The following is a 15,043-nucleotide window of genomic DNA, read 5'->3' on the forward strand; positions in this document are numbered from 1 at the left end:
GGGTGCGGCGCTAGCCTGGAACGCAGATCCCCGGACCGCGGGGCCGAGGGCGGCCGGAGGGCAGCGATGGAGGACGAGACCGTCGGGATCGTCGGCGCCGGCATCGTCGGGCTCGCGGTCGCCCGCGAGGTCCTGCGGCGGCGCCCGGGCACCCGCGTCGTCGTCCTGGAGGCCGAGGACCGCCTGGGCGCGCACCAGACGGGCCACAACTCCGGCGTCGTGCACGCCGGGATCTATTACCGGCCGGGCAGCCTCAAGGCGCGGCTCTGCGCGCGCGGCCGCGACCTGCTGCGGGAATACTGCGCCGAGCACGGGCTGCCGTACGACCGGGTCGGCAAGCTCGTCGTGGCCGTCTCCGACGGCGAGCTGGCCCGGTTCGACGCCCTGGAGCGGACCGCCCGTGAGAACGGGGTGCCCGGCCTGCGCCGCCTCGAGGGCGCGGAGATCGCCGACGTCGAGCCGCACACCGTCGGGTTCGCCGCCCTGCACTCGCCGTGGACCGCCATCACGGACTTCGTGGCCGTGTGCGCCCAGCTCGGGCGCGACGTCGAGGCCGCCGGCGGGCGGGTGCTCCTCGGTGCGCGCGTGACCGGCGTCCGGCGCGAGGGCGCCCGCGTCGTCGTCTCCTGCGGGGACGAGCGGCACACCGTGGACCGGCTCGTGGTGTGCGGCGGCCTCCAGTCCGACCGCCTCGCCGGTTTGGTCGGCGGCGGCCGCGGCCCCGCGATCGTCCCGTTCCGGGGCGACTACATGACGGTCCGCCCGGCCAAGCGCGACCTGGTGCGCGGCATGGTCTACCCCGTGCCCGACCCCCGCTACCCGTTCCTGGGCGTGCACTTCACGCGGACCGTGGGCGGGGACCTCGAGGTCGGCCCCAATGCCGTCCTGGCCCTGGACCGCGGTAGCTACCGGCGGCTCGCGGTGAGTCCTCGCGACACGGCCGCCGCGCTCGCCTGGCCCGGGTTCTGGCGCATGGCCGCCCGGCACTGGCGCACCGGCGTGCGGGAGCTGTACGGCTCGGCCGTGACGTCCGCCTACATGGCCGCCGCGCAGCGCTACGTCCCGGCGATCGGCACCGCCGACGTCATGCGCGGACGGACGGGCCTGCGCGCGCAGGCCGTCGAGCGGGACGGCACCCTGGTCGACGACTTCGTCATCGAGACGTCCGACGGCGTCACGAGCGTGCGCAACGCGCCCTCGCCCGCCGCGACGTCGAGCCTCGCGATCGCCGAGCACGTGGTCGACCACGTCTACCCGGTGTCGCGGCCCCGCCCTGATCAGCGCTGCTAACCTCCCGGTGTGATGAGCGATGCGTGAGTCGACGGTGACGATCCACGACGTCGCGCGCCACGCGGGCGTCTCCGCCGCGACGGTGTCGAACTTCTTCAACTGGCCGGACAAGCTCTCGGACCGGATGCGCTCCCGGGTCGAGACGTCGGTCACCGAGCTCGGGTTCGTGCCGAGCATGCCTGCGCGGCAGCTGCGCCGGCAGCGCAGCGGAATCGTCGGCCTCAGCGTCGTCAACGCCTCCAACCCGTTCTTCGCGGGGATCGCGACGGCGGTGGAGCAGGTCGCCGACGACGCCGGGCTGTCGGTGGTGGTCGGCTCGTCCCACGAGTCCGCCGACCGCCAGGAGAAGTTCCTGACCCTGTTCGAGCAGCTCCGGTTCGACGGCGTGGTGGTGGCGCCGTCGGACGACGAGCTGGAGCCGCTGCGCCAGCGCCGCGACCGCGGCACCCCCGTCGTCCTGGTGGATCACGAGGACCCGGACGGCCGGTTGTCCTCAGTGTCCCTGGACCACCGCGAGGGCGGGCGCATCGCCGCCGAGCACCTCGTCACCGCCGGGCGCACGCGGCTGCTGTTCGCGGGAGGTCCGGAGGGCGTGCGGCAGGTCGCCCGCCGGCTGGAGGGCTGCCGCGAGGTGGTGTCGGGCATCGCCGGCACGCGGCTCGAGGTGGCCCGGTCCGCCGACCTGGACCTCACCGACGGCGAGGAGATGGGTCGCTGGATCGCGGGCCTCGAGGCGGCCGACCGCCCCGACGCGGTGTTCGCGGGCAACGACCTGCATGCGATCGGCCTGGTGAACGCCCTGGTCGCCGGTGGTGTGCGGGTGCCGGACGACGTCGCGGTGGTCGGGTACGACGACATCCCGTTCGCGGCGCGCGCGGCCGTCCCGCTGACGACCGTCCGGCAGCCGATCGCCGAGATGGGCCGGGCCGCGGCGCGGCTGCTGCTCGACGAGATCGCCGAGCCGGGGCGCGAGCCGCGCGACGTCGTCTTCCCGCCCGAGCTCGTGGTGCGCGGCTCGGCACCCTGACCGGACCGCTGCAGGCCCCGCCCCGGCACCCCCCGGCCCCGCCCCGGCACCTAGGGGTGGGTCGGGTGCTCGTGGTCCGGGTGCGTGTCCGGCTCCACCTGGAACGTGGTGTGCTCCACGCCGAAGTGGTCGCGCACGCAGTCCTGCAGCTCGTCGAGGATGCGGCCGGCGTGCCCGTCACGGAAGCAGCCGGAGTCCACGACCACGTGCGCCGAGAGCTGCGGCAGCCCGGTCGCGATGAGCGAGGCGTGCACGTCGTGGATCTCGCGCACGTGCTCGACGCGCTGCAGGTGGACACGCACCTCGCCGAGGTCGAGCCCGGGCGGGGTGGACTCCAGCAGCACGGCGGCGGTCTCGCGCAGCAGCCGGACCGCGCGCGGCACGATGAGCGCCCCGATCACCAGGGCCGCCACGGTGTCGGCGTACTGCCAGCCGGTCGTGGTGATGACGACGGCGGCGACGATGACGGCGAGGGAGCCGAGCGCGTCGTTGAGCACCTCCAGGAACGCGGCACGCAGGTTCAGGCTCGCCGTCCGGCGCGAGGCCAGCACGGCCAGCGCGGCGACGTTGCCGAGGAGCCCGATCACGCCGAAGACCACGAGCTCGCCGCCCGGGATGTCGGGCGGGTCCTGCAGGCGTTGGACGGCCTCGACGATCACGAAGACGCCGACGGCGAGCAGCACGGCCGACTGGGCGAGGGCGGCCAGGACCTCCGCGCGCCGGTATCCCCAGGTGCGCTGCGCCGTCGGCGGCCGCTGGGAGACGCGTGCCGCGAGGAGCGCGATGCCGAGCCCGCTCGCGTCGACCAGGAGGTGCACGGTGTCGGTGAGCAGCGCGAGGCTGCCGGTCAGGACGGAACCGACCACCTGCGCCACGACGATCGACGCCGTGATGCCGAACGCCACGGCGAGGCGACCCTGGTGACCGCCTTCGGGCGGTCCGTGACTGTGGCCCATCAGTCGTCATCCTCCACGAGCTCGCCCTCCCACGCCTCGATCCCCTCGTGCACGGCGAACGCCGCGACGACGAACCCGGCCACGGGGTCGATCCAGGCCTGGCCCGTCCACCAGAAGGCGAGGAGGCCGGCGAGGGTGGCGACCGACAGCCAGACGCACACGCGGGTCTCGGCGGCGTCGGCGAGGACGAGCGGGTCGCCGAGCGCGCGACCGACGCGGTACTTCGCCGCGGCGAGCACCGGCATGATCACGAGCGAGGCGACCAGCACGCCGAGCGCGACGGGCGAGGTCTCGGGCTCGGCGCCCACGACCAGCGCGCGGACGCCCTGGGCGGTGACCCACGCCGCGAGCAGGAAGAACGTCGCGGCGACGGCGCGCAGGGTGCGGCGCTCGCGGCGCAGCTCGGCCGGGTCGGGCTCGGCCGGGTCGTGCTCGTCAGGGTGCTCGCGGCGGCTCGTCCCGGCCACGCCCACGGTGGCGCCTCGCCGCAGGCGTGCGGACAGGCGGAGCGCCACCAGCACGGCGGCGGCGGTCTCGATCCCGGAGTCGATGCCGAACCCGATGACGGAGACGAGCCCGGCCGCGACGCCCGCGCCGACGGCGACGACGCCCTCGACCACGTTGTAGGCGATGGTCAGCTGGGCCAGGTGCAGGCCGCGCCGGGTGAGCGCCGTCGTCGGCGCGGCGGTGGCGCTCATGCCACGTCCGCGGGCCGGTCGTCGGACGGCGTGCCGGTGGCGCACGTGCAGTCCGGCCCGCAGCAGTCGGGGTCGACGGCGAGGGTGAGCCGCAGGAGGTCGCCGAGCGCATGGGCCAGGTGGGGGTCGCCGAGCCGGTACTCGGTCCGGCGGCCGTCGCGTCGGGTGGCGACCAGCCCGCAGCCGCGCAGGCATGCGAGCTGGTTGGACATCACCTGGCGTGACACGCCGAGCTCGTCGGCGAGGTCGGCGGGGTAGGCCGGACCGTCGCGGAGCGCGAGGAGGATGCGCGTGCGGGTCGGGTCGCCGAGGGCGTGCCCGAGCCGGGCGAGCGCGGCGGTGTGGGTGAGTGTCACGGTCTCCATGCGGGCCACAGTACATGGCTCCCTGTATTCAGTAGCCCGTGTATCGACGAGCTACCGTCCCAGCACCTCGCAGAGCCAGTCGATCGTCGGTGCCAGGAGCTCGGCGTCGAAGCGCGGGTCCGAGTGCTCCGCCCCCTCCAGCCAGGTCACCCAGGGTTCGGCCCCGCGGGCGCGCAGCGCCTCGACGAGCAGGCGCGACTGCCCGGGCGCGACGGTGCAGTCGGCCGTGCCGTGCGCGATCGCCACGGCGGGCAGCGGCGGGGCGTCCTCGCCGCTCGCGGCGCCGTCGGCCCCCGCGGCCAGGTGCGGCAGCGGGCCGGCCAGCGCCGCGAGGTCCGGCGCGGTCCGCACGGGGGAGCCGACGTACCGCGACTCGGGCGAGTCGTCCGCGGAGTGCGACGAGGGGGCGCAGCCGATCTCCGCCGCCTGCTCGTCCATCGCGAGGAAGTCCGTCGGGCCGAACCAGTCGACGACGGCGGCCACGGGCGGCGTCGGCCCGGGCGCGTCCGGCGACGCCGAGTCCCAGGGTGCGGCCCGCCCGGACAGCGCGCCGACCACGCAGGCGATGTTCGCCCCGGCGGACTCGCCCCACAGCACGATCCGGTCCGGGTCCAGCCCGGCCTCGGCGGCGTGGCGGCGCAGGTGGCCGACGGCGGCCCGCGCGTCGTCGACGGCGGCCGGGAACGGTGCCTCGCCGGACATCCGGTAGTCGATGCTCGCGACGGCGAACCCGGCGGCGAGCAGCGGGCCGACCTTGGGGCCCACCATGTCGCGAGAGCCGTAGTACCAGCCGCCGCCATGGATGAACACGACCACCGGGGCCGGAGCGGTGGGGGCGTCGGGCAGCCACAGGTCGAGATGCTGGCTGGGGGAGCCCGCGGCGTAACCGACGTCGGCGACGGTGGGCGAGGGAACGTCGGTGGTCACGGTCCGACGCTACCGTGACGCTGCAGGTGGCGACGCAGCTCCCGGCGGGCACGGTGCAGGCGGGACTTCACGGTGCCGACGGGCACGCGCAGCGTCGCGGCGACCTCGGTGTCGGGCAGGTCGTCGACCAGCGCGAGGCGCGCCACCTGACTCTCCGCGGGGCCGAGGAGTGCCAGGGCGTCGACCAGCGCCATCCGGTCCGCGACCCCCGGGGCGTGGTCCGGCACGACGTGCCCGCCCCGCGCGGCGGCGGAGGCGGCCTGGACCAGCAGGCGGTCGTGCCGCAGGCAGCGGCGGCGCTCGTTGGCGCACAGCCGCGAGGCGACCGCCCGGAGCCACGGCCACGCGGTGGTCTCGACGTCCACGCTGGTGCGCCGTCGCCAGAGCGTGGTGAAGACGTCACCGGCGACGGCGGCGGGGTCCGCGCGCGCGACACCTCGCAGGTGGCCGGCCACGGAGCGCAGGACCTGCTCGTGATAGCGGCGGAAGAGCAGCGAGAAGGCGTGCTGGTCGTCGCCACGCACCCTCGCCCACAGCTCGCGGTCCGTCGCGTCGGCGCGCATGGCGGACCTCCTGCCAGGTGTCTCTGGGCGCCGCCCCGTGCGGCACGCACCCCAGAGTGCAGTGCGCAGCCCCGGACCGCAAGCGTTTCGCTGACCTTCCGGTAGGTCAATCGACCGTGGGAACCGGTCTCAGGGTGCCCGCACACCGTCGAGGACGACGTTCCACAGGCCGTCGAGCCGGTCGACCGGGTCGGTCGGGTCGGCCACGCGCCGCGCGAGCTCCTGCATGCCCAGGAACGTGGCGACGAGCTGCCAGGCGAGGGCGTCGACGTCGACGCCGGGCCGGACCTCGCCCGCTCCGACGGCCCGGTCGAGGCAGCGGCGCACGACCGCGATCCAGCTCGTGAAGGGGTCCGGCAGCTCGGCCGTGGGGCCCTGCCGGGTCAGCCGTACGGCAGCCCGCAGCATGACGTCGTCGCGGAACAGGCCCGCGACCTCGACGGAGAGCCGTTGCAGCGCGTCGAGGCCGGTCAGACCGTCGTCGTCGAGCGACCGCAGGATGGGTTCCCAGACGTCCGCGCCGGCCAGGGCCACCTCGGCGGCCAGCTCTGCCTTCGACGCGAAGTGGAAGTAGACCGATCCCTTGGTGAGACGCAGCCTGTCGGCAATCCGGGCGACAGAGGTCGCGGAATAGCCGTGGGCGTCGAACTCCTCGGCCGCGGTCCGCATGATCGCCGCACGCGTCGCTGCCTTCTGTCGCTGTCTTGATGTTGCGGCCACCGATGTTCCTTCGCTGCCGGCCGGTGCGGGGACGCCCGGAATGGCGGCGTTCCTCCCCGGACGGTAGCGCGATCGGAATGGTGGTCCCGCATGGCGCGCGGACCGAATCGCAGAACGCTCGGGCGGCGGTGTCGAAATGTCCGTTCGAATCGTCGCGAACCGGAATTTCACTGACCGCACAGAAGGTCAGTCAATTGCTCAGGCGGATCTCACCACGGGCGACGACCAGCCGGTCCTGCAGCACGGAGACCTCCACCGCGTCGTCGCCGGCCGTGGCGTAGACGTCCGGCCGGGGCGTGTACTCGACGAACCGGTCGATCGCCATCGAGACCCCGACGGGCGGGCGCCCCGGCCGCAGCAGGGCGGCGGCCCGCAGCGCTGTCGCGACCAGCGTGTGCCCGGACAACCGGTCCAGCGTGGGGTCGACCTGCGCCGGGTCGTCGGAGTCCCAGCCGATCCGGCCCAGCAGCCGGTCCCCGCGCTGCTGCAGCACGCTGAGCGGGGACGCGTCGTGGCGCTCGGGTGCCGTGCCCAGCGGCGGCGCGTCGCCCCGCACGAGCGGGTAGGTCTCCGGGTCGATGCACTGCACCGAGCCGTTGCCCAGCGCGATCTCCCGCGACCCCACCCGCAGCGTCAGCGACGCCTCGAAGGCATGGGTGAGGCCCCGTCGCAGGCGCCGCGTGTGCAGGTGGGCGAACGCTGTCGCCCCGAGCGCGCCGCTGTCCGGCAGTCGCGGCGGCCGACCGGTCCACCGGAACGCGACCCGGCGCAGGCTCAGGTGATGGTCCGCGGGGATGCCGAGGCACTGGCGGGCCAGGACCACGCCGACCTGGCGGACCACCTCGAGGCCCGTGAGGAACGGGACGACGCCCCCCGCCGGTGGACCCGGCCGCGCCAGCAGCCGTACCGGAAGGTGCCACGTGTCCGTGCCGGCCGCCGTCGCGCCCCCGACCTGGACGCCGTCGGACCCGCCTGCCTCGCCCGCGGGCGCGCTCACGGACGTACCTCTTCCCATGTCCCCATACATCTTGGATGTCCGGCCGGCGCGGATCGGTTCGCCTCAGGCGCCGGGACGGACCAGCCCCGTCTCATAGGCGAGCACGACCAGGGCGGCACGGTCGCGGGCGTCGAGCTTGGTGAGCAGCCGGCTCACGTACGTCCGCGCCGTCGCCGGGGAGAGGAAGAGCTCCGCGGCGATCTCGGCGTTCGTCAGGCCGCGCCCGACGGCGCCGAGCACCTCGCGCTCACGCTCCGTCAGGGCGTCGAGCTCACCGCCGCCAGCCGGTGGGGCCCCGGCCGTCACCGCCCGCATGACGCTCGCCGTCACGGCCGGTGACAGCAGCGAGTCGCCGGCGTGCACGGTGCGGACCGCGTCGCGGAGGTCCGACGGCGTCACGTCCTTGAGCAGGTAGCCCGCAGCCCCCGCGCGGATCGCCGCGAACACGTGCTCGTCCTCGTCGAACGTGGTCAGCACCAGGACCCGGACGTCCCGCAGCGCGGGATCGGCGACGATCTCGCGGGTGGCTTCGATGCCGTCCAGATGCGGCATGCGGACGTCCATGAGCACCACGTCCGGTCGTGCACGGCGCACGAGGGCGAGCCCCGTACGGCCGTCCGCCGCCTCGCCGACCACCTCGATGTCTCCGTCGCGCTCCGCGAGGGGGCGCAGCCCGGCACGCACGAGCTCCTGGTCGTCGACGAGCACGATGCGGATCACGCGTCCAGTGTGGCGGACGCCGGGCCGGGGCGCAGGGCCCCGGCCCGGCCGCGTGCGTCACGAGGCGGCCCGGCCGATCCCGTCGAGCACGGTGAGGTCGTCGTCGTCGAGCTGCAGCGCCGCCGCGGCGACGTTCTCCTCCAGGTGCCCAAGGCTCCCCGTGCCGGGGATGGCCAGGACGTGCCGACCACGGTGCAGCGTCCACGCCAGGCGGACCTGGGCGGGCGTCGCCTCATGGGCTGCGGCGACCGCCTCGACCGCGGTGCGGCCCCGGTCGTCGGCCCGCGTCGCGCCCGGGATGGCGCCCGGGACGGACGCACCGACCGAGAAGAACGGGACGAACGCGATGCCGAGCTCCCCGCACCGGTCGAGGAGGCCGTCGTCGTCACGCTCCGTCAGGCCGTACCGGTTCTGCACGCAGACGACGGGCGTGATCTCCAGCGCCTCGTCGAGCTGCTCCGGCAGGACGTTCGAGACGCCGATGTGCCGGACCAGCCCCGCGTCGCGCAGCTCGGCGAGCGCGCCGACGTGCTCCGCGATCGATCCGGGCTCGGGTGCCAGGCCCGTGCCCCAGCGCAGGTTCACCACGTCGAGCTGGTCGAGGCCGAGCTGGCGGATGTTCTCCTCGACGTGGCTGCGGAGCTGGTCGGGGCGGGTGTACGGCTCGAACGCGCCGTCCCGCGACCGGGCGGCACCGATCTTCGTGGTGATCACCAGGTCGTCCGCGTACGGCTGCAGGGCCGTGCTGATCAGCTCGTTCGCCGAGCGGGTGGGGAGGAAGTAGAAGGCGGCGGTATCGATGTGGTTCACGCCGAGCTCGACGGCGCGGCGCAGCACGGCGAGGCCGTCGGCGCGGGAACGGGGGGCCGGGGCGCCCAGCGTGCCGATGAGCCGCATCGCACCGAACCCGAGGCGGTTGACCGTGCGGTCGCCGAGGCGCCAGGTACCGGCTGCCGCCGGGTCGAGGGTGGTGGTGGTGGTCGTGGCGTTCGTCGTCATGACCGCAGCATCGAACGGCTCCCCGGGGTGCTCACAGCGATGGCAGCTTGTTGCCGACCGTGGCAGGACCTTGTCACCAGGAGCAGAATCGGAGCATGCAGACCGGTGAAGCCGTCTCGATCGTCCGCGGCGACGAGGAGCTGCTCGCGCGCACGTCGCACCTCTTCGCGACCGCTACGGAGATCGCGTGCGCGGCGAACGGCCTCGGGACCTGGATGCTCACGCACGCTTCCGAGGACCTGGACGCCCTCGCTCGCGCCCGGCGGGGCCACGTCCGCGTCCGGAAGGTCTACCGGCCGGGAGTGCTCATCGACCCGGTGTCGGCCCAGGGCCTCCGGCGCGTGCGTGACCGGCACGGGGCCGAGATCCGCATCACCACCGACGAGCTCAACGAGACGATCCTGTTCGACCGCCGGTTGGCAATCCTGGCCGGGGACCTGAGCGGGGGGCGACGCAGCTACAGCGTGATCACCCAGTCGGAGGCGGTGCAGGGAATCACCTCCCTCTACGAGGCGGTCTGGCGCTCGGCCACCGATCTCGACGTCTACGACGCGGGGATCGCCGAGATCCGCGAGCTCGCCCCCCGGGTGCTGGACCTCCTCGGACAGGGGGTCAAGGACGAGGTCGCCGCCCGTCGGCTCGGTCTCGGCGTGCGCACCTACCGGCGCCGGGTCGCCGAGCTGATGGATGCTCTCGGAGCCGATTCCCGTTTCCAGGCCGGTGTCCGCGCCCGGGAGCTCGGCCTCGTCTGAGTCGAGCAGCGCTCGCAACCAGTCGTCCACGCGGTCGACAACGCCGCGCTGCCCCTGCTCGTGCTGCTCACCGGGACGTCCGGCCCCGCCGACTGAGGGCGTCGGGACGGTGGCCCACCGCGGCGCACGCGGGCACGCAGCGGCCTAGCCCTCCAGGCGGGCGGGGAGCTCTGCCAGCACCCGGAACCCGCCCGTCGGCGTGTCGCCGGCGCTGAAGGTGCCGCCGAGGAGCGCAGCCCGCTCGGCCATCCCGGCGATCCCTGCGCCGGTGCTCTGCCCGGTCCCGGCCGCCGCGCCCGAGCCCGTGCCGTCGTCGGACACCGTGATCCGCAAGCGCCCGTCGCTGACGACGAGCCGTACGTGCGCCGACCGCGCCCCGGAGTGCCGCAGCACGTTCGTCAGCGCCTCCTGCACGATCCGGTAGGCGGCGGCGTCCACGGTGGCGTCGATCGAACCGGCGGGGACCTCGACGCGCGTCGACACGGCCAGGCCGCTCGCCCGCGCCGGTTCCACGAGCGCGGCCAGCCCCGCCGGCCCGGTCGCCGCGGGCAGCATGTCCCGGTGGTGGGTGCCGGGCCGTTCGTCGCGCTCGCCGCCGGGCCCGCCGCCCGGCCGCAGCGGTCGCCGCAGGACCTTCACGGTGGCACGGAGCTCGTGCAGGGTGCCGGACGTCGCCTCGCGGACGTGCCGCAACGCCGTCCGGGTGGCGTCGTCGTCGCGCCCCACGGCCTCGGTGGCGACGCTCGTGTGCAGGGCGACGACGGACAGGTTGTGCCCGACGACGTCGTGCAGGTCGCGGGCGATGCGCATGCGCTCGGCCTGGAGGCGCTGGTCCGCGGCGCGTGCCTGCTCGGCCGCCGTCAGTGCGCGCACCACCTCGGTGTGCCCGCGGGCCACCCGAGCCAGTCGCACCGCGACGCCCAGTGCGATGGCCGCGGCCACCAGCGCGACGTTGGTGACGAGATCGTAGACCGTCAGGTGGGCCGACGGGTCGTCGTCCGTGACGCGGAAGTAGGTGGCCACCACGATGAGGACCGCGCCTGCACCCACCGCAGAGCGGGTGCGGTCCAGCTCCGCCGCGGAGTACAGGGCGGCCACGGCGGGCAGGGCCATCCCGATGGGGGCGAGTCCGAGCGCGTAGTACGCGAAGATCGCCACCACCGTCGCCACGAGCAGCACCACGGGTGCCCGACGGCGCAGCAGCACCAGCGCTCCGAACCCGGCGGCGAAGAGGTACGCGGCCGCGCCGTGCGGGTCGAGCCCGCCCGACCCCCCGTCCGCCGCGGCGGCGTCGGCCGCGATCATGACGGCGATCACCAGGGCCATCGTGAGCCCGAGCACGACGTCGGGCACCCACGGGGACGGCGTCGCGGTGCGGGCACCGGCGTCGTCGTCGACTGCGGGGGCGGTCCTGGGCACGAGCCCCAGCGTAGGTCCGCCGGGCGGCGCTCGCCCTTCCCTGAGCGCCCGCTCAGGGACGGTCGGGGTCTGGTGTCGCCCCGGGGCGACACCAGGTGACGCTCCCGGGCCGATGTGGGCGGCCGGGTCCGCCAGCGAACGTGGGTGGCATGACAGCACAGCACCCTTCCCCGCACCCCTCGCACCCCTCGTCCGAGCCCGAGCCCGAGCCCGGGCGGCCCGACGGCATCCGCTGGCCGCTGGTCGCCGGACTGGCCGCGATGGCGCTGCTGTGGCCGCTCACCGGGCTCACCGGGGTCGGCGGCAGCGGACCCGGCCGCGCGTTCGCCATCATCGGCATCACCGCCGTCGTGTGGATCGGCGTGGTCGGGTTCGGCCGCGTCGCGCGGCCCGTGCTCACCCTGACCCTCACGGGACTCGCCTTCGGGATCGTCGCGACGGCCACGTCGATGCTCTTCGGCGGCCCCGGCCTGCTCGGTGACGGCGCGGCGGCGTGGACGGTGGTGCCCGCGCTCGCGATGGACACCTTCTGGGGGTTCGTCGCCGGGCTGCTGGCGCTCGCGGTGCAGCGCGCCCGGGCGGGGGCGGGCCGATGACCACCCGACCCTGTGGGTGCACGACACGCCGCAACGTCGCCCGGCTTCACGGCGTGTCGTACACCCACAGCGTCGGTGAGCGAGGGCACCGCCGCACCGTCGTCGGGGGCGCTGCCGGCGTCGTGGCCCTCGTGCTGCTCGCCGCCGGGTGCGGTGCGATCCCCGGTTCCGTGACCTCCGTGGACGACGTCTCGTTCGACCAGGAGCTCGCGATCCCGCCGCTCGCGGAGTCCGAGGTGATCGACGGCGTCCGGACGTTCTCGTTGACCGCGCAGGAGGGCACGACGTCGTTCGCCCCCGCCGTCGAGCCCGGTACCGAGACCGAGACGTGGGGGTTCGACGGGGCGTACCTGGGACCGACGCTGCGCGCCGAGCGTGGCGAGCGGGTCGCCGTCGACGTCGCCAACGACCTCGACGAGGCCACCAGCGTGCACTGGCACGGCATGCACCTGCCGCCGTCAATGGACGGTGGCCCGCACCAGGAGGTCGAGCCCGGAGGCACCTGGCACCCCACCTGGGAGATCGACCAGCCCGGCGCCACGCTCTGGTACCACCCGCACCCGCACGGCGCGACCGAGGAGCACGTCTACCGCGGGCTGGCCGGGATGTTCATCCTCGACGACGACGCGACGCGCGCCGCCGACCTGCCGTCCGCGTACGGCGTCGACGACCTGCCGGTGATCGTCCAGGACAAGGTGTTAGACGACGCGGGGCAGCTCGACCTGACCGACGACGGCGCAGAGCCCGGCACGCTCGGCGGCGTGGTGATGGCGAACGGCACCGTCGGTGCCTTCCATGAGGTGACGACCGAGCGGGTGCGCCTGCGGCTGCTCAACGGGTCGACGGCGCGGACCTACACGTTCGGGTTCCCCGACCGGTCGTTCGACCTCGTGGCCAGCGACGGCGGCCTGCTGGAGGCGCCGCTGGAGCTGGACCACGTGCGGCTCGCGCCCGGTGAGCGGGCCGAGATCGTCGTGCAGCTGGCGGCGGGCGAGACGACTCGCCTGGCCTCCACCGAGGCGGACCTCGGGAGCGTGGCCGCGCCGTTCGCGATGGGCGGCAACGACGCGTTCGACGTCCTCGAGCTCCGGGCCGCCGACGACCTCGCGCCGTCGCCCGAGCCCGCGTGGGGGCCGTCGCAGCACGCGGAGGCGGACGCCCTCGACCCTGACGAGGCGACCGTGACCCGCACCTTCGAGCTCGACGAGCGGCGGATCAACGGCGAGCTGATGGACATGAGCCGCATCGACGAGGTCGCGACCGTCGGCGACACCGAGATCTGGGAGGTCCGCAGCACCGTGCCGATGCCGCACAGCTTCCACGTCCATGACGTGCAGTTCCGCGTGCTGTCGATCGACGGCGACGAGCCCCCGCCCGAGCTCGCCGGCCCGAAGGACACCGTGTACCTGGAACCGCGGCGCACCTACCGGCTGCTGATGCGGTTCCAGGACTACACCGACGACGCGGTGCCGTACATGTACCACTGCCACATGCTGCGGCACGAGGACGAGGGGATGATGGGCCAGTTCCTCGTCGTGGAGCCCGGCTCGGAGGCGACGCCCGGTCCCCTCCGTGGCAGCCACTGACCCCTCCCACCCCTCCGCTGTGGGTGCACGACACGCCGCCACGCAGTTCGGGTCGGTGGCGTGTCGTGCACCCACAGCGCGACTGGGGTAGCCGGCGGCGCGTGGCATCATCGCCGCGTGCCCCGACTGAGCAGACCCGAACTCGACCTCGTGGCGCTCGCCGCCACGCCGCAGCCCGACCTCGACGTCCCTGTCGTCGGGGCACGGCTGAGACCGTGGGACGTCGGTGACGCGCCGGCCGTCCGCCAGGTGTATGCCGACCCGGCCGTCCGGCACTGGCACTGCCGCACCCTGGACACCGACGCCGAGGCGCGCGAGCTGATCGAGAGGTGGCGGTCCGCCTGGCCCGGCAACCGCATCGAGTGGGCCGTGGTCGACGCCGACGACGATCTCCTGGGCCGGGTCGCGATCAAGACGACCGACCCCGACGGCGTGGCCGACCTCGGGTACTGGACCGTGCCGCGCGCGCGAGGCCGCGGCATCACGCCGGCGGCCGTCGAGGTGGCCTCCACCTGGGCGTTCGACGTCGGCTACCACCGGCTGCAGCTCGCGCACTCGACGCAGAACTCGGCATCGTGCCGTGCGGCGACCAAGGCCGGCTTCCACGCCGAGGCGACCCTGCGCGAGTCGGTGCTGCACGCCGACGGGTGGCACGACATGCACCAGCACGCGCGGTTCGCCTAGGCGCGGCGTCCCCTCCCGACGCTGTGGGTGCACGACACGCCGTTGGCTCGATGGCCAGTACGGCGTGTCGTGCACCCACAGCCGGGGGGATGGGGTGTGTCGTGACTGAGCGTCAGCCCAGCGGGCGGATCCGCACGTCGGTGAACGACACGACGTCCGGCGCGGAGCCGTGCGCCTGCAGGCCCACGTATCCGCTCAGTCCACGGCTGCTGGAGTCGGGGTCGTTCGGCCGCCCCGGGAAGGGCAGGCCGGGCAGGTTCTCGAACTCGTTGATGACGACGCCGTTGCGGATCACCGTGTACTGCTGGCCGACGACGCGGATCTCGAGGTCGTTCCACGTCCCCTTCGGCGTGGGCATGGCCTGGGCGAGGTCCAGGTCGGCGAAGCCGTAGATCGACCCGGTCTTGCGGGGGTCGTTGGAGCCGGTCTCGGGCGAGTCGTTGACCTGGATCTCGTGACCGCAGTTGACCGCGATCCATGACAGGTTGCCGGTCTCGCTGCCGTTGAACGTCGTCGGGCATCCCTCGACCGGCTCCCACAGCTCGGGGAACCGCACCTGCACACCGCTGTTCCCGCGCAGTAGGGCTCGAGGGCGTCATCCTCGACCCTGTCTACGAGGGCAAGTCCATGGCGGGTCTGTTCGAGCTCGTCCGCCGCGGCGACATCCCGCGCGACTCGAACGTCCTCTACGCGCACCTGGGCGGGCAGCCGGCCCTCAACGCGTACAGCGGGCGCTACCACTGA

The 15,043-nt window shown here is 74.3% G+C and carries 17 protein-coding genes and 1 pseudogene; 7 read left to right on the forward strand and 11 right to left on the reverse strand.

The annotated features are described in order from the left end of the window. Positions 1-66 precede the first annotated feature (66 nt). Together lhgO and ACWAT2_RS03990 are read left to right on the forward strand one after the other, a co-directional pair. Positions 67-1,290 carry an L-2-hydroxyglutarate oxidase gene (gene lhgO, locus ACWAT2_RS03985; protein WP_402373059.1) on the forward strand — a complete coding sequence of 408 codons (1,224 nt, stop codon included), beginning with the start codon at positions 67-69 and terminating at the stop codon, positions 1,288-1,290. Positions 1,291-1,309: 19 nt separating this feature from the next. Beyond that, positions 1,310-2,317 (forward strand): LacI family DNA-binding transcriptional regulator, encoded by a 1,008-nt coding sequence (locus ACWAT2_RS03990; RefSeq protein WP_402373062.1) that lies wholly within the window; start codon positions 1,310-1,312, stop codon positions 2,315-2,317. Between the two features lie 50 nt (positions 2,318-2,367). On the opposite strand, the gene ACWAT2_RS03995 is transcribed toward ACWAT2_RS03990, so the two are convergent. From ACWAT2_RS03995 to ACWAT2_RS04035, 9 genes are all read right to left on the reverse strand, one after another. Continuing rightward, on the reverse strand, positions 2,368-3,273 hold the full coding sequence (locus tag ACWAT2_RS03995) for a cation diffusion facilitator family transporter (protein WP_402373064.1): 906 nt from the start codon (positions 3,271-3,273) through the stop codon (positions 2,368-2,370). Beyond that, positions 3,273-3,971: a cation diffusion facilitator family transporter gene (locus ACWAT2_RS04000; protein WP_402373067.1), complete on the reverse strand. Its 699-nt coding sequence runs from the start codon at positions 3,969-3,971 to the stop codon at positions 3,273-3,275. The genes ACWAT2_RS03995 and ACWAT2_RS04000 overlap by 1 nt, the downstream gene beginning before the upstream one ends. Further along, positions 3,968-4,336: an ArsR/SmtB family transcription factor gene (locus ACWAT2_RS04005; RefSeq protein ID WP_402373069.1), complete on the reverse strand. Its 369-nt coding sequence runs from the start codon at positions 4,334-4,336 to the stop codon at positions 3,968-3,970. Before ACWAT2_RS04005 ends, ACWAT2_RS04000 begins: the two co-directional genes overlap by 4 nt. 51 nt (positions 4,337-4,387) lie before the next feature. Next, entirely contained in the window at positions 4,388-5,263 is an 876-nt protein-coding gene (locus tag ACWAT2_RS04010; protein ID WP_402373072.1) for an alpha/beta hydrolase fold domain-containing protein, read from the reverse strand. Continuing rightward, positions 5,260-5,826, reverse strand: coding sequence for an RNA polymerase sigma factor (locus ACWAT2_RS04015; RefSeq protein ID WP_402373074.1), 567 nt, complete (start codon positions 5,824-5,826; stop codon positions 5,260-5,262). Before ACWAT2_RS04015 ends, ACWAT2_RS04010 begins: the two co-directional genes overlap by 4 nt. Before the next feature lie 129 nt (positions 5,827-5,955). Further along, entirely contained in the window at positions 5,956-6,726 is a 771-nt protein-coding gene (locus ACWAT2_RS04020) for a ScbR family autoregulator-binding transcription factor (protein WP_402373077.1), read from the reverse strand. A 10-nt stretch (positions 6,727-6,736) separates the two neighbouring features. Then, positions 6,737-7,543, reverse strand: coding sequence for a hypothetical protein (locus ACWAT2_RS04025; RefSeq protein WP_402373080.1), 807 nt, complete (start codon positions 7,541-7,543; stop codon positions 6,737-6,739). Positions 7,544-7,606: 63 nt separating this feature from the next. Beyond that, on the reverse strand, positions 7,607-8,263 hold the full coding sequence (locus ACWAT2_RS04030) for a response regulator transcription factor (protein WP_402373082.1): 657 nt from the start codon (positions 8,261-8,263) through the stop codon (positions 7,607-7,609). Positions 8,264-8,320: 57 nt separating this feature from the next. Continuing rightward, the gene (locus tag ACWAT2_RS04035; RefSeq protein WP_402373084.1) at positions 8,321-9,262 is read right to left on the reverse strand and encodes an oxidoreductase; all 942 of its coding nucleotides are present in this window, start codon (positions 9,260-9,262) and stop codon (positions 8,321-8,323) included. A gap of 95 nt (positions 9,263-9,357) precedes the next feature. On the opposite strand from ACWAT2_RS04035, the gene ACWAT2_RS04040 reads away from it, so the two are divergent. Continuing rightward, complete coding sequence (locus ACWAT2_RS04040; RefSeq protein WP_402373086.1) at positions 9,358-10,014, forward strand: DNA-binding response regulator; 657 nt, start codon at positions 9,358-9,360, stop codon at positions 10,012-10,014. Between the two features lie 144 nt (positions 10,015-10,158). On the opposite strand, the gene ACWAT2_RS04045 is transcribed toward ACWAT2_RS04040, so the two are convergent. Beyond that, positions 10,159-11,433: a sensor histidine kinase gene (locus tag ACWAT2_RS04045; protein ID WP_402373089.1), complete on the reverse strand. Its 1,275-nt coding sequence runs from the start codon at positions 11,431-11,433 to the stop codon at positions 10,159-10,161. A gap of 149 nt (positions 11,434-11,582) precedes the next feature. Here ACWAT2_RS04045 and ACWAT2_RS04050 point away from each other — a divergent pair, with 149 nt between their 5' ends. From ACWAT2_RS04050 to ACWAT2_RS04060, 3 genes are all read left to right on the forward strand, one after another. Beyond that, on the forward strand, positions 11,583-12,029 hold the full coding sequence (locus ACWAT2_RS04050; RefSeq protein WP_402373092.1) for a hypothetical protein: 447 nt from the start codon (positions 11,583-11,585) through the stop codon (positions 12,027-12,029). Positions 12,030-12,082: 53 nt separating this feature from the next. Next, positions 12,083-13,615: a multicopper oxidase family protein gene (locus ACWAT2_RS04055; RefSeq protein WP_402373095.1), complete on the forward strand. Its 1,533-nt coding sequence runs from the start codon at positions 12,083-12,085 to the stop codon at positions 13,613-13,615. A gap of 117 nt (positions 13,616-13,732) precedes the next feature. Next, a complete protein-coding gene (locus tag ACWAT2_RS04060) occupies positions 13,733-14,299 on the forward strand; it encodes a GNAT family N-acetyltransferase (protein WP_402373097.1) in 567 nt (188 codons plus the stop codon). Between the two features lie 112 nt (positions 14,300-14,411). Here the strand turns inward: ACWAT2_RS04060 and ACWAT2_RS04065 are convergent, their stop codons facing one another. Beyond that, positions 14,412-14,855 carry a 3-keto-disaccharide hydrolase gene (locus tag ACWAT2_RS04065; protein WP_402373100.1) on the reverse strand — a complete coding sequence of 148 codons (444 nt, stop codon included), beginning with the start codon at positions 14,853-14,855 and terminating at the stop codon, positions 14,412-14,414. Between the two features lie 29 nt (positions 14,856-14,884). Here ACWAT2_RS04065 and ACWAT2_RS04070 point away from each other — a divergent pair. Next, positions 14,885-15,043 (forward strand): annotated as a pseudogene (locus ACWAT2_RS04070) (1-aminocyclopropane-1-carboxylate deaminase); the annotation flags it as partial.

The sequence above is a fragment of the Isoptericola sp. GX10416 genome (assembly GCF_056590155.1).